The sequence below is a fragment of the Paraburkholderia sp. CNPSo 3281 genome, from assembly GCF_024206515.1.
GTDB lineage: Bacteria > Pseudomonadota > Gammaproteobacteria > Burkholderiales > Burkholderiaceae > Paraburkholderia > Paraburkholderia nodosa.
Window position 1 is genome coordinate 92450 of record NZ_JAMBPS010000019.1, and the last position, 14765, is coordinate 107214.

General features: G+C 62.9%; 11 protein-coding genes and 1 pseudogene. 9 read left to right on the plus strand and 3 right to left on the minus strand.

Annotation, left to right across the window (positions count from 1 at the left end; all coding sequences use genetic code 11):
• Window positions 1-136 precede the first annotated feature (136 nt).
• From M3I56_RS20015 to M3I56_RS20025, 3 genes are all read left to right on the plus strand, one after another.
• A complete protein-coding gene (locus tag M3I56_RS20015; protein ID WP_254355508.1) occupies window positions 137-1381 on the plus strand; it encodes an ABC transporter substrate-binding protein in 1245 nt (414 codons plus the stop codon).
• Window positions 1378-4338 carry an EAL domain-containing protein gene (locus tag M3I56_RS20020; protein ID WP_254355480.1) on the plus strand — a complete coding sequence of 987 codons (2961 nt, stop codon included), beginning with the start codon at window positions 1378-1380 and terminating at the stop codon, window positions 4336-4338. Before M3I56_RS20015 ends, M3I56_RS20020 begins: the two co-directional genes overlap by 4 nt.
• A 187-nt stretch (window positions 4339-4525) precedes the next feature.
• On the plus strand, window positions 4526-5305 hold the full coding sequence (locus tag M3I56_RS20025; RefSeq protein ID WP_254335088.1) for a hypothetical protein: 780 nt from the start codon (window positions 4526-4528) through the stop codon (window positions 5303-5305).
• Between the two features lie 49 nt (window positions 5306-5354).
• On the opposite strand, the gene M3I56_RS20030 is transcribed toward M3I56_RS20025, so the two are convergent.
• Window positions 5355-6146, minus strand: a complete 792-nt coding sequence (locus M3I56_RS20030) for a 3-hydroxybutyrate dehydrogenase (protein WP_254355481.1) — start codon at window positions 6144-6146, stop codon at window positions 5355-5357.
• A 24-nt stretch (window positions 6147-6170) separates the two neighbouring features.
• The gene (locus M3I56_RS20035) at window positions 6171-7571 is read right to left on the minus strand and encodes a GntP family permease (protein WP_254355482.1); all 1401 of its coding nucleotides are present in this window, start codon (window positions 7569-7571) and stop codon (window positions 6171-6173) included.
• Between the two features lie 356 nt (window positions 7572-7927).
• Between M3I56_RS20035 and M3I56_RS20040 the strand changes: the two genes are divergently transcribed.
• Complete coding sequence (locus M3I56_RS20040; RefSeq protein WP_254355483.1) at window positions 7928-9385, plus strand: sigma-54-dependent Fis family transcriptional regulator; 1458 nt, start codon at window positions 7928-7930, stop codon at window positions 9383-9385.
• 18 nt (window positions 9386-9403) lie between these two features.
• Here the strand turns inward: M3I56_RS20040 and M3I56_RS20045 are convergent.
• Window positions 9404-9544, minus strand: a pseudogene (locus M3I56_RS20045) (3-hydroxyacyl-CoA dehydrogenase family protein); the annotation flags it as partial.
• Window positions 9545-9779: 235 nt separating this feature from the next.
• Here M3I56_RS20045 and rbsK point away from each other — a divergent pair.
• From rbsK to rbsB, 5 genes are all read left to right on the plus strand, one after another.
• The gene (rbsK, locus tag M3I56_RS20050) at window positions 9780-10679 is read left to right on the plus strand and encodes a ribokinase (RefSeq protein ID WP_254355484.1); all 900 of its coding nucleotides are present in this window, start codon (window positions 9780-9782) and stop codon (window positions 10677-10679) included.
• Between the two features lie 8 nt (window positions 10680-10687).
• A complete protein-coding gene (gene rbsD, locus M3I56_RS20055) occupies window positions 10688-11086 on the plus strand; it encodes a D-ribose pyranase (protein WP_254355485.1) in 399 nt (132 codons plus the stop codon).
• Between the two features lie 10 nt (window positions 11087-11096).
• Entirely contained in the window at window positions 11097-12611 is a 1515-nt protein-coding gene (locus M3I56_RS20060; RefSeq protein ID WP_254355486.1) for a sugar ABC transporter ATP-binding protein, read from the plus strand.
• Between the two features lie 43 nt (window positions 12612-12654).
• Window positions 12655-13614, plus strand: coding sequence for an ABC transporter permease (locus M3I56_RS20065; RefSeq protein ID WP_254355487.1), 960 nt, complete (start codon window positions 12655-12657; stop codon window positions 13612-13614).
• Between the two features lie 107 nt (window positions 13615-13721).
• Window positions 13722-14687, plus strand: coding sequence for a ribose ABC transporter substrate-binding protein RbsB (rbsB, locus tag M3I56_RS20070; RefSeq protein WP_254355488.1), 966 nt, complete (start codon window positions 13722-13724; stop codon window positions 14685-14687).
• Window positions 14688-14765: the final 78 nt, after the last annotated feature.

Below are 14765 nucleotides of genomic sequence, written 5' to 3' on the forward strand. Positions count from 1 at the left end.
CCTCAAGTGACGCCCGGTTTCGGCCGATATGCAAGGTGGTTCCCCTGCGTTCCGCAGGGTCCGCCATTCCCGAACTGAAAGCGAGCGTTACGTGCACGGAATCAAGTTTGCCTGGCTGCTGTCTGGTCTGATCGGCATGCTCTTGCTCCTGGGTTGCGATCAGCAGAACGGCGCCCAGAGCAGCAAGGCCGCGCCGGTACGGACCACCATCACCGCGCTGATCTGGGCGCCGGACTGGCCGGAGGAAATGCTCCAGATCGCCGCCGAGTTCGACAAGCTCAATCCCGACGTGCACGTGAACGTGCAGTTCATGGTCGGCAACTCGGTCGAGGGGAACATCAAGCCGCGCGTGGCGGCGGGCACGCTGCCGGACCTCGTCAGCATCAATCCGAACGCCTATGCTGCCGAGCTGGCCGACCAGGGCGTGCTCGCCGATGTCCGCCAAAGCGCCGCATGGAAGAACATGCTCGATCCGCTCAAGGCCGACTGGACCAGTCGCGACGGCAGGGGCTTCGGCGTTTCGGGCGGCGTGGCGACGACGATGATCTATTACAACCGCGCCATGTTCGCCAAGGCCGGCATCGACACGCTGCCGACGAATTTCGATGAGTTTCTGGCGGTGTGCGCCAGGCTCAAGCAGGCGGGCATGATTCCGGTGATGTGGAGCGGCGGCTTTCCGAACATGCTCGGCAACGGGCCATTCGCTTCGGGCTTTGCCAACAATGTAGTCGCGCGCGAGCCTTACTGGAAAGAAAAAATGGCGGACGGCACGCTGAACCTCGATACGCCAGAGGTGGCCGAGATCTTCGCCAGGATCGCGTTGATACCCGAGCGCGGTTACGCGCAGCCGTCGTTCATGACGACGGGCTACGACGAGGGCATTCGCCTTTTCAAGGAAGGCAAGGTGGCGATGGCGTTCCAGGGCAGTTGGGCCGCCGGGCTCATGCTGCATGGAAACGATTTCTCGGTGGGCGTGTTCGTGCCGCCGTGGAACGCGCGCGGCGAACGCGTCGTGCCGGTGCTCGGCAGCGAAACGGGCTTCGCCGTTTGCGAAACACCCAACAAGGCCGCCGCCATGCGTTTTCTGGAATTCATCGCCGGCAAGGGATTCCCGATTCTTCAGAGGAAGCGCCACAACATTTCGCCCCTTCAGCAAGGCATGGGCACCGTGGTGAGCGACGTGGAGATCGTCGACTACACGAACGCGGTCAGCCGTTATCCGGTCACGGCAAGCCCCTATTATTCGTCGCTTCCTTCCAACACGATTGAGCTGGTGCATAAATTGATGCAGGATGTGCTGCTCAGGAAAATTACACCCAGGCAGGCTGCGCAGCGCCTGGACATCTCGGTCAAGACTGAAGCGAAGATGCACTACAAATGAATGCAATCTCCGCACTGCTGCGACGCGCTTTCGACTACCTCTGCCAGGATTTGCTTCGACGCGTCGAGATTCGCTATCGACTGATTGCCGCATTCATTCTGTTGGCGCTGTTGCCCATTATCATTTCGGGCTGCATTTCCTATGTAAAGTCGGTTGCGGCGATCAAGGAAAATGCGGAGATATTTTCGAAAGAAGTGGTAAGGCAGGTTTCGAGAAATGTCGAGCTGCGCATGCATCAGATCGAAACGGAAAGTAATCTTCTCGTACTTTCGGACCGGGTCCAGGGTGCATTGTCGAGAGCGGCGAGCGGCAGCGCCAGGGAGCAGAGCGAGGCGCGCGAGGACATGACGCGTTTGCTGCTCGAGCATTATGGATCGGTCGATTTCATCAACCAGAAATATTTGCTCGACCAGAAAGACCGGATTCTGGATACGCAGGCATTTGCGCAGTTGACTTCGGGTGTGACGGCGCTCGTCGGCATCGCGGAAGAGTCGCATGAACGCACCTACTGGGGCAGCTACGACGACGGCGTCGGCCAGCAGAACCTGGGGATGGTGCGCGCCATCTACAACAAGAGCGACAACGCGAAGATCGGCAGTCTGGTTCTGGTCGTTCGCCCGGAATACTTCTCGACGATTTTCAACGACGTCGCGACGGGCAGCGGAACGGAGATTTACGTATTCGATGCGAGCGACAACAAGATCATCGTAGTCCCGAATCATGCGTCGTCACCCAACCCAGGCGCCGCGCCCGAGCCCGGCCTGATCGAGGATATCGCGCGCCACCGCGTATCGGGCGAGTCGAGCCGGTTCGTCAATTTCGCAGCCGGGCGCGGCGGCCATTATCTTGCCGCCTACGCGCGCATTCCCGGCACGAGCTGGTTCGTGGTCAGCACGATCGCTGAACAGAATCTCACCGCGGAGGCACAGGCCGTACGCAACCAGATCGTGGTGGTCGGCATCTCCGGGTTTCTGCTTTCGATATTTCTTGCCTACTTTATTTCGTACAGCATTTCGGCACCGCTCCAGGATCTGGTGCGCCGGATGCACGACACCGGCGAGGATGCCGGCGCCGTCGAGGACGATGGCGAGGACGGGGAAGGCGCGCCTGGTGGACCAGACGAACTGGCGCGGCTGGCGCAGCGTTTTGAGCGTATGCGCACGGCGATCAGGCAGAAGATTCACAAGATCAACGAAATCAATGCGTCGCTCGAACAGACTGTCGTCGACCGAACGGCGGAACTCGTCGCCCGCGAACGGGAGTCGCGCACGCTGATCGAGAATTCGCCCGATACGATCACGCGATATGACCGCGAGCTGCGCCGCATCTTCGCCAATCCGGCCTTTTGCACGTCGGCGGGATGCGATCTCGCCACCGTCCTCGGCAAGCGGCCTTCGGAGCTTCCTGGCGGGGCCAATGCGCTGGTCTACGAAAGGAAGATCGGCGAAGTCATCGCGACGGGAAAAAGCGCGCAGTTCGAATTGCGGTGGGCGGGAAAGGACGGGCAGGAACAATGCACTCACATTCGCATCACGCCTGAGATCGATCGCTCCGGCCATATCACTTCGGTGCTGGCAGTCGGTCGCGACCTCTCCGACCGGATGGCGTTCGAGGCGACCATCTGGAAGCAGGCCAATTTCGACGCGCTGACGGGTCTGCCGAACCGGCAGCTCTTTCACGATCGTCTCACTGAGGAGGCCGCGCTCGCGCGCCGTTCGCAAAGGCGCGTGGCCCTGATGTTGATCGACCTCGATCGCTTCAAGGAGGTCAACGACTCGCTGGGGCACGACCGCGGCGACGTGCTGCTGATCGAGGCTGGGCGCCGCATCAGCGCGTGCGTGCGCAATCTGGATACCGTCGCGCGACTGGGCGGCGACGAGTTCACGGTGATCTTGCCCGATCTCGAAGACATGGAAACGGTCGAGCAGACCGTGCGCAATATCAATCGCAGACTGACTGAACCGTTCAAACTCGGCGCGGACGAGGTCTACATTTCGGCGAGTATCGGCGTCACCGTTTTCCCCGACGACACGGTTGAACTCGACGCGTTGTTCAAGAACGCCGACCAGGCCATGTACGCGGCCAAGAATGCCGGACGCAACCGCTTCAGTTACTTCACGCCCGACATGCAGCTGGAGGCGGAAACGCGCCTGCGCCTGACCAGCGACCTGCGTTCGGCGCTGCCGCGCAATCAGCTTCGGCTGCTTTATCAGCCGGTCGTGGACCTCGCAACGGGCCGGGTCTGCAAAGCGGAAGCCCTGTTACGCTGGCTGCATCCCGAGCGCGGCATGATCAGTCCGCTGGAATTCATTCCGCTGGCCGAAGATACGGGGCTGATCATTCCCATCGGCGACTGGGTGTTCAGGCAAGCCGTGCAACAAGCGCGCGTATGGCGTGAGCAATACGATGCGTCGTTCCAGATCAGTGTGAACATGTCGCCGGTGCAGGTCCGCCAGGACAGCACGGTTGGCGTGCGGTGGCACGACTATCTCGATCGCGAGGGCATGCCGGGGCAAAGCGTGGTGGTGGAAATCACTGAGGGGCTGCTGCTGCAGGCCGAATCGAATATCGACGAGAGGCTGCTCGATTTCCGTCTTGCGGGCATTGGCATTTCGATCGACGACTTCGGCACCGGCTATTCCTCGCTGGCCTATCTCAAACGCTTCGACATCGATTACCTGAAAATCGATCGTTCGTTTGTCCAGAACCTGAGCGTGGACGAAAACAATCAGGTGCTCTGCGAGGCGATGGTGGTGCTTGCGCACAAGCTGGGAATCCAGGTCATCGCCGAAGGCGTGGAAACCGTCGAGCAACGGGATTTTCTCAAGTCGATGGGCTGTGATTTCGCGCAGGGCTATTTGTACTCCAGGCCGATCGAGCCCGAGCAGTTCGAACAGGTGGTCTGGCCGTTGATCGCAGAAGGCGCGGCGGGCGAGCAGGAGCGAGGCGATAGCTAACGAATGTATGCGGTAGCATCGTATCGACTCACTGCGAAACGACCCGAAATAATCAGCCAGCATATCAATCGACGCGTTCAGGCGTTCTGTACGAAGACGTACGGAACACGAAAGCTTTTTCCCTCAGTCTACGGTCTGCATTGACCGTGTGCCTGTATTCGCCGATCAGGCTGCGCGAGGGACCGCAATGAACGTGTTGAACGATGAACGGCCGCTCGATGAAATCGCGCGGGTAGATGTGGAGAGTGCGCAGGCGCTCGCTCAGTCGATGGACGACGACGGAGTGGGCGTGCTTGACGACATCGTGCCAGCCGCAATTCTCACGAAGCTCCGCAGCGGGGTAGCCGAACTGGTCGGGCAGCACGGCACCCGATACTTTGGCTTTAGCGGGGCGCAATGGATAACCGGCACCTGTCTCGCCCCGCTTTTCGAAGACCCGGGGCTGCACGCGTTATTGCGCCAGTTGTATGTGCGCAAGATGGGGACGCCGCCGCCCAGCGACCGGATTTACCCGGTCATGCGCGTGCTTTCGGGAAAACAGGGAATCCGTCACTCGAACATTTTCCACTACGACTCGTATGCCATATCGATCTTGCTGCCCGTTCTGATTCCCAATGACCCGGGCGAACTGGCAGGCCATCTCGTGATGTTTCCGAATCTACGCAATGCGCGGCGGTTGGCGATCGTTAATATCGTCGAGAAGGCGATAATGGAAAAGATGCTCGGAAGGATTTGGCGCTCAGCGCGTGTGCAGAAATGGTTTTCTGCGAAGGTTGTGACGTTGAAGCCGGGTAATCTTTACTTCATTTGGGGCTTGCGCTCGCTGCATGCGAATCAGGCCTGCGCGCCTTCCAGCGTTCGGTGCACAGTGCTGTTTCACTTCGGCGACCCGCACGAAAGCAGTGTATTCAAAGGGCTCAGCCAGCGGCTGCACGACATGAAGCTGCGGCACATGGCGCGCGATTGACGCGTTGTATTGCCAACACGCCAACACACATCGCGCGCCGCTGCCGCTTTTACTGCGCGAGCCAACCTCCGTCCACCTTGAGCTCAGCGCCGCGCATCTCGTTCGCCGCCTCCGAGCACAGGAACGCCGCCACGCCGCCAATTTGCTCGACCGTCGCAAAGCTTGCCGACGGCTGCTTTTCGCCGAGCAGTTTCAGCGTAGCGTCTTCGACGGACATTGCCTCGCGGTGGGCCAGATCGTCGATCTGCTTCTGGACGAGCGGCGTGAGCACCCAGCCTGGACAGATCGCATTGACAGTCACGCCGCTGCGCGCTGTTTCCAGTGCGGCGACCTTGGTAAGCCCGATCACGCCATGCTTGGCCGCGACGTAGGCCGACTTGCCGACCGAGCCCACGATCCCGTGTACCGACGCGATATTGATCACGCGTCCCCAACCCGCTGCGCGCATGATGGGAAGCGCCGCGCGCGTCGCGTGAAACGTCGCGCTCAGATTGATCGCGATAATCTGATCCCAGCGCTCAACCGGGAAGTTCTCGATTGTTTCGACATACTGAATGCCCGCGTTGTTGACGAGAATATCGAGCCCGCCGAACGTGCCCGCCGCGAAAGCCACGAGGGCTTCGATTTCGGCAGGACGGCTCATGTCCGCGTTGTGATGCGCGGCGCGCACGCCGGTCGCTTCGATGTGCGCGAGGGCGGCCGCCGGATCGCCGAAACCGTTCAGGACGATACTGGCGCCTGCGCGAGCCAGCGCCGTCGCGATGCCGAGGCCGATGCCGCTGGTCGAGCCGGTCACGACGGCGGTTTTTCCGGCGAGGGAGAGCGTGTTGGGGAGATGCATGGGTGGGCCTGGTGTAGTTGCCGGTTAGACGATACCGGTCAGATAGAACACGGCGATGACGAAGAAGACCGCGAGTGTTTTGATGATGGTCACCGCGAAAATGTCGCGATACGACTCGCGGTGCGTGAGGCCCGTGACCGCGAGCAGCGTGATGACCGCGCCGTTGTGCGGCAGCGTATCCATGCCGCCGCTCGCCATCGCCACCACGCGGTGCAGCACTTCCATCGGAATGTGCATGGTCTGCGCGGTCTTGATGAAGGTGTCCGACATGGCGGCGAGCGCGATGCTCATGCCGCCCGACGCGGAACCCGTGATACCCGCGAGCGCCGAAACCGAAACGGCCGCATTCACGAGCGGATTCGGAATGGCCTTGAGCGCATTGCCGACCACGAGGAAGCCGGGCAGCGCCGAGATCACGCCGCCGAAGCCGTACTCGGATGCCGTATTGAGCGTGGCGAGCAGCGCGCCGCTCACTGCGGTCTTCGTGCCGGTCGCGAAGCGTTCCTTCACACGGCCGAACGCCGTCACGATGACGAGCAGAATGCCGAGCAGCAGTGCGCCCTGCACGGCCCAGATGGCGACGACGCTCTTCACGGCCACCGTCACGGGCGCATGCATGCCGGGCAGCACGTCGGGCGCGACGGTGAAGCTTTCGCCGTACCACTGCGGAATCCACTTCGTCAGCAGGAAGTTGGCAACGCCAACGAGTACGAGCGGCGCAATGGCCAGCGCCGGATGCGGCAGGTTGCCCGTTTCCACGCGCTCCGGTTCGTTCACGAGCGAAGTGCCATAGCCTTCGCCCTTCGCCATGGCGCTGCGGCGGCGCCATTCGAGGTACGTGAGACCGACCACGATGATGAAGATCGAGCCGATCACGCCGAGCCAGGGCGCGGCCCACGCGGTGGTCTTGAAGAACGTGGTGGGAATGATGTTCTGGATCTGCGGCGTACCGGGCAGCGAATCCATCGTGAACGTGAACGCGCCGAGCGCGATCGCGCCGGGCATGAGGCGCTTGGGAATGTTGCTCTGGCGATAGAGTTCGGCGGCGAACGGATACACCGCGAACACCACGACGAAGAGCGAGACCCCGCCATACGTGAGCAGCGCGCACACCGCGACGATCACGGCGTTGGCTCGCGAGCGGCCAATGTAGCGGATCGCGGCGGCCACGATTGCCTCGGAGAAGCCAGATAGTTCGATGACCTTACCGAACACTGCGCCGAGCAGGAACACGGGGAAGTAGAGCTTGACGAAGCCGACCATCTTTTCCATGAAGATGCCGGAAAACACGGGGGCGACGGCGGAGGGATCGATCAGCAGCACGGCGCCTAGTGCGGCGATGGGCGCAAAGAGAATGACGCTGTAGCCGCGGTAGGCCACGAACATCAGGAACGCCAAAGCGGCGATCACAATCACAAAGGACATCTTGTCTCCAGTTGGTTTATTCGTGCAGGTCTGTTTGTTGTTCGCGCGCGCCGAAGCCGGCGCGACCGCGCAATAGAGCACGATATGTGCCAGCGGGCGGGCAGCCTTGCGCGAAGCGGCACGGAAACCGGCGGCGCAGGGCACGGGGGTGTGCCGGGATGGTTGTGGCGGCAGCGTGTCTCAGAACTGAGACGGATTGGGCGAGCAAACGCGCCGCCGCTAGCTGACCCATACGTAAAGCCGGGAAATTTCAGGGGATATGGCGCAATCTCATTTCTGAGATAATGCGTCCCGAAAATGAGAATCCGCTGGCCGTGACAGGCCGCGTCAGGGCCGCGACCGAAGAAAAGCACCGAATGGAAATCGAAACAACCGCGCTGCTGGCCGACTACGACCACGTGCGCAAGCTGGCGATGCAATCGCTCTTTCAATCGCTCGACAAGTTCAGCGAAGGCACCGTGATCGTCGATCGCAACGCGCGCGTGGTGTGGATCAACCAGCACTACGCGGCGCGCTTCGGCTTTGACGACCCCACGGCGGTGATCGGTCTCGATTGCGAAACCGTCATTCCGAACAGCATGATGCGCGACGTCGTGAAGGGGGGCGAGCCCATCCTGCTCGACATTCTCGAGACCGATCGCGATCCGATCGTCGTTACGCGTTTGCCTATCAAGGATGACAACGGCGAAACGATCGGTGCAGTCGGCTTCGTGCTGTTCAACGAACTCAAGGGACTGTCGCCGCTCTTCAGCCAGTACGCGCGGCTGCGAGCCGAACTGATCAGCACGCGCCAGTCGCTCGCGCAGGTGCGTCGCGCGAAGTACAGCTTTTCAAGCCTGATCGGCACGAGCGCGGCAAGCCTCGAAGTGAAGCGCCAGGCGCGCCGAGCCGCGCGTCTCGCGTCGCCGGTGCTTTTGCTTGGCGAAACGGGCACGGGTAAGGAGTTGCTTGCGCACGCCATACACGGCGCGTCCGGACGCGCGGACGGTCCGCTCGTGACGGTGAACGTCGCGGCGATTCCCGACACGCTGCTGGAACTGGAGTTCTTCGGCGCGGAGGCGGGCGCGTACACGGGCGCGGAGCGCAAGGGGCGCATCGGCAAGTTCGAGCTGGCCCAGGGCGGCACGCTCTTTCTCGACGAGATCGGCGACATGCCGCTCGCGCTGCAGGGCAAATTGCTGCGCGTTTTGCAGGAACAGGAGTTCGAGCCGCTCGGCTCGAATCGCATCGTGCGCACCGATGTGCGCATCATTGCGGCGACCTCGGCGGATCTGCCCGCGCTCGTGGCGCAGGGCCGGTTTCGCGCGGACCTCTACTATCGGCTCAACGTGCTGATGATTCGCGTGCCGCCGCTACGCGAACGCCTGGCGGACATCGAGGCGATGGCGTATTCGATTCTCGACAAGCTCGCGGTGCAGAGCGGTGCGGGGCATCTCGAACTCGACAACGATGCGCTTGCCGTGCTGTGTGCGTATGGCTGGCCGGGCAACGTGCGCGAGTTGCGTAATATGCTCGAGCGCGCGGTGCTGCTATCGGATAGCGAGCGCATCGATGCTCGCTCGCTCGCTCGCTTCATTGGCGATGGGCGCGGGCGGCGCCTGGACGAAGAGCGGGGCGATCAGCACGATACGCAGGACGACACCGGCGTGCAGCAGCATCAGCAGTACGACGAAGCGATGCGCGATTACGAACGCCGCTTCCTGACCGAAGCGTTACGCGCGGCGGGCGGTCAAGTGACGAAAGCCGCCGCACAGATCGGCATGGCGCGCGCGACGCTGTACCGGCGCATCGTTGCCCTCGGTATCGACGTTTGATGCCGTGAGTCCGTGCAGTCACCCGCCCGCAATGAGCTTTTTACGCGCGGCCTTCACGCGTGCCACATGCGCTTCATCCCAGTCGTAAAAGCCCGCGCCGCTGCGCACACCCACGCGGTCCGCTTGTACTTGCGCGCGCAACAAATCGATCACGTCTTCCTACCACCTCGGGGTTCGCCTCTGACTCGGGTTCGACAGCCTGGCACGGCGTCGTATCGGTTCTGCGGGCCGTCAACAATCGGGGACATATTCTTCTTCGCATCCGGTTATACCCTGGGTCTATTTCACCCGCGTGAGGACTCTGGTATAACTGCGCTCCCAAGCTGATTACGTTTTAGCACGGCAAAAACCGCAGGCGCGGCAAGCGCGCGGGAAGCCGTGGAAAGGGAGTGCAATGGCGCGCGTAGTGGTGGTCGGCAGCATCAACATGGACATGGTCGTCACGACCGACACGTTTCCCCGGCTCGGCGAGACGCTGTTCGGCACGCATTTTTCGACCCATCCGGGCGGCAAGGGCGCGAACCAGGCGGTCGCGGCGGCGCGTCTTGGCGCCGAGGTGACGATGATCGGCTGCGTCGGCGCCGATGCGTTCGGCGGCGAAATGAAGGCGACCCTCGCGCGCGAAGGCGTCGATATCGCCCATGTGAGCACGGGTCGCGAAGCGACCGGCATCGCGTCGATCACGCTCTCGGGCGGCGATAACGCGATCATCGTCGTGCCTGGCGCGAACCACGAGCTTTCGCCCGAAGACATCGACCGTGCAAGCGCGGCGATCGCCCAGGCCGACGTCGTGCTCGCCCAACTCGAAGTGCCCTACGCAACGGTGCTGCACGCCGCGCGGCGCGCCCGCGAACACGGCAAGCCATTCTTTCTCAATCCCGCGCCCGCAGTCGAACTGAGCGGCGAACTGCTCGAACTGACCACGCTGCTCACGCCCAACGAGCACGAACTCGCCACCGCGCTGCAAACGCCGGAAGGCGCGTGGGCCGAGGTCATCGCGCGCTCGCCCATGCATAGCCCACGTATTGCCATGACGCACGGTAAAGACGGCGCGTACTACGCCGACGCCGATGGCGCGCTCGTGCATCAGCCGGGATTCACCGTCGAAGCCGTCGATACGACTGGCGCCGGCGACACCTTCAACGGAGCGCTCGCGGCGTTCTGGCATCTCGGCATTGGCGAGGCCGTGCGGCGCGCGAATGCGGCGGGCGCGCTCTCGGTGACGCGCGCCGGTGCGCAGGGCGGCATGCCCTCGCTCGCCGAGCTCGAAGCCTTCCTGAACACGCAAGCCTGAGATTCGCAGTGAAAAAACACGGACATCTGAATCGCGACATCGCACGCGTGCTGGCCCGCATGGGCCACACGGACAGCCTCGTGATCGCCGACTGCGGGCTGCCGGTTCCCGACGGCGTGGAATGCATCGACCTCTCGTTCGCGGCCGGCGTGCCGGACTTCTTCGCCGTGCTCGACAGCGTGCTCGCCGACTTCAAGGCCGAGCGCGCGGTGTTCGCGAGCGAGGCGCAGACGCACAACGCGGCCGTGGTGGCGCGCAGCCGCGAGATGGCCGCCGCGCACATCGCCGTGGAAAACGTGCCGCACGAAGAATTCAAACGCCGCTGCCGCGAGGCGAAGGCGGTGATCCGCACCGGCGAATGCAGCCCCTACGCGAATGTGATTTTGCATTCGGGCGTGATTTTCTGAGAGGTCCAGGATGCAAGTGATGATGCAGGGGATCGGCAAGGCGTTCGGTCCGGTTCGGGTGCTCGAAGGCGTCGATTTCCGCATCGAGGCAGGCGAGATCCACGCGCTGATGGGCGAGAACGGCGCAGGCAAATCGACGCTCATGAAGATCCTGAGCGGCGTATATCAGGCCGATGCAGGCGAGATCCTCGTCGATGGGCGCGCGGTGCAGATCCGCAGCACCGTCGAGGCCGAACGCGCGGGCATCGCCATCATTCACCAGGAATTGAACCTCATCCCGCAGTTGACGGTGATGGAGAATCTCTTCCTTGGCCGCGAGCCGAACCGCTTCGGCATGGTCGATGTCGCGACGATGCGCAAAGAGGCGCGCAAGTGGCTCGACAAGGTCGGCGCGCAGCGCATCGATCCGCAGACCGAGGCGGGGCTGCTCTCCATCGGTCAGCAGCAACTCGTGGAAATCGCCAAGGCGCTGTCGCTGAACGCGCAAGTCCTTGTAATGGACGAGCCGACCGCCGCGCTCACGAACCGCGAGATCGAAACGCTCTTCGAGATCATGCAGTCGCTCAAGGCGAGCGGCGTGGCGATCGTCTACGTTTCGCACCGCATGGAAGAGATCTTTCGTGTGTGCGACAAAATCAGCGTACTGCGCGACGGCCATTTCGTCGGTGTGCGCGCGATTCGCGAGACCGGTTTCGACGAGGTCGTGCGCCTGATGGTGGGCCGCGAGATTGGCGAGCGTTTCCCGAAACGCAGCCATGCGCCCGGCGACGTGCGCATGAGCGTGGCCGGTCTCGCGGACGACGGCCATATCGAAGGCATTACGTTCGACGTGCGCGCGGGCGAGGTGCTCGGTATCGCCGGACTCATGGGCGCTGGCCGCAGCGAGATTCTGCGCACGCTGTTCGGCGCGAACCACAAGAGCGCGGGCACGGTCACGCTCGACGGCAAGCCGCTCGACGTGCGCGACGCGTCTGGCGCGATTGCGGCGGGCATTGGCTTCGTCACGGAAGACCGCAAGCGGCAGGGGCTCGTGCTCGGCATGTCGGTGCGCGAAAACGCGACGCTCGTGCATCTGGACCAGTACGCCACCCTCGGCTTCGTCAACGAGCGCGCGGAGCGCAGCGCCGTCGACGGTCTCATCAAGCAGTTGCGCGTGCGCACGCGCGACGCCGAACTGGACGTCAAGGCCCTCTCGGGCGGCAATCAGCAGAAGGTCGTGTTCGCGAAGTGGCTGGCGCAGCCGCCGAAGGTGCTGCTGCTCGACGAGCCCACGCGCGGCGTGGACGTGGGCGGCAAGGCGGAGATCTACACGATCATCAATCAGCTCGCGGAGCAGGGCGTCGCCATCGTGATGGTGTCGTCCGAACTGCCCGAAGTGCTGGCCATGAGCGACCGCATTCTCGTCATGCATCAGGGACGCCAGAACGGCATCTTCGAAGCGGCCACGGCCACCCAGGAACTGATCATGACGGCCGCAGCCGGCGGCCACGGCCCGGCGACTGCTGCGCAAACTGTGGCGGCCTGAGCGAAGGCGCCGACTCATTCACTGAAAACTAGCGAGACATGACATGTCGCAAGTGACTCTCACTCCCGGCAGCCGGGCGACGCTGCAAAAGCTCGGACCCTTCGTAGCACTGCTGATCATTTCCGTGGCGCTCTCAATCGTGAGCCGCGACTTCCTCACGGTCGACAATCTGCTCAACGTGATGCGGCAGGCGTCGATCAACGCGCTGATCGCGTTCGGCATGACGCTCGTGATTCTGCTCGGCGGCATCGATCTCTCGGCGGGCTCCGTGCTGGCGCTTTCCTCGGTGATCATCGCGACGCTGCTGAGCGCAGGTACGCCCGCCATCGTCGCGACGCTCGCCGGCCTCGTGGCCGGCGGCCTGATGGGCTTCGCCAACGGTCTCGTGATCAGCAAGGGCAAGGTCGCGCCGTTCATCGCCACGCTCGGATCGATGACGGTGCTGCGCGGCCTCGCGCTCGTCGTGTCGAACGGCAGCCCGATCAGCAGCTTCAACAGCGACTTCTTCTCGCTGCTGGGCGGCGGCTATGTCGCGCGCCTCGTGCCGATTCCCGTCGTGCTCATGCTCGTGATGTTCGGCATGTTCTGGGTCCTGCTGCGCAAGACCGTGTTCGGCCGTCATATCTATGCAACGGGCGGCAATGTGGAATCGGCGAAGCTTTCCGGCGTGAAGGTCGATCGCATCCAACTGTGGGTGTACACGATCGCGGGCGTCATGTCGGCGCTCGCGGGCGTGGTGCTGACCTCGCGCCTGAACTCCGCGCAGCCGACCGCGGGCACGGGCTACGAGCTCGACGCCATCGCGGCGGTCGTGCTGGGCGGCACGAGCCTCACGGGCGGCCGTGGCTGGATCTTCGGCACGCTCGTGGGCGCGCTCCTGATCGGCGTGCTCAACAACGGCCTGAATCTGCTCGACGTGTCGTCGTTCTATCAGCAGGTCATCAAGGGCATCGTGATCCTGCTTGCCGTGCTGATCGATCGCGGCAACAAGAAGTCGTCGTAATAACCAGGCCGCGCCACGCTCCATTCGCGTGGCGCGGCAGTTTGGCATCAATAGTTATCCTGAGTTGTTTATCTCCACACACTCCACATATAACGAGGAGGAAGACTATGCATAAGCACAATTCGCCGTCGATCTCGAAACTCTTTGCGGCGCTCGCCGCCGGTTCGCTCGTGCTGGGCCTCGCGGCCTGCTCGAAGGAAGGTCCGGGCAGCGCGGCCGATGCTGGCGCGTCGGCTGCGGCGCCGGCTTCGGGCGGCGCGGTCACGGTCGGCCTGTCGATCTCGACGCTCAACAATCCGTTCTTCGTCTCGCTCAAGAAGGGCGCCGAAGACGAAGCGAAGAAGGACGGCGTGACGCTCATCACCGTCGACGCGCAGAACGATCCGGCCAAGCAGCAGGCGAGCGTGGAAGACCTGATCGAGAAGAAGGTCAACGTCATCCTCATCAACCCGACCGATTCTTCGGCGGTGGCCAACGTCGTGAAGGAAGCGACGAGCAAGGGCATCAAGGTGATTTCGCTCGACCGCAGCGTGAACGGCGCGGAAGTCAGCTCGCATATCGCTTCGGACAACAAGGCGGGCGGCAAGATGGCTGCCGATTTCCTCGCCGACAAGCTGGGCGGCAAGGGCAACGTCGTCGAGCTGCAAGGCATTCCGGGTTCGTCGGCGGCCAACGAACGCGGCGCCGGTTTCGACGACGAAATCGCGGCAAAGGGTGGCGTGAAGATCGTCACGAAGCAGCCGGCCGACTTCGATCGCGCCAAGGGCCTTTTGGTGATGGAAAACATCATCCAGAGCAACAAGGACATTCAGGGCGTGTTCGCGCAGAACGACGAAATGGCGCTGGGCGCCGTGAAGGCGCTGCAGGCTGCAGGCCTGAAGAACGTGGCCGTGGTCGGCTTCGACGCCACCGACGACGCGATCGCCGCGGTCAAGGCTGGCCAGATGGCCGCGACCGTGCAGCAGCAGCCCGAACTGATCGGCCAGTATGGCGTGCAGGCCGCGAAGAAGGTGGTCGACGGTCAGCCGGTCGACAAGTTCATTCCGGTGCCGCTGAACCTGTACCAGCAGTAAGCACGTTTTCAGGCGCGCGCGAGCGTAGTACCATCGGACGCGAAGATCTTCGCGTACGCGCGCGCTTGAGGGCTACCG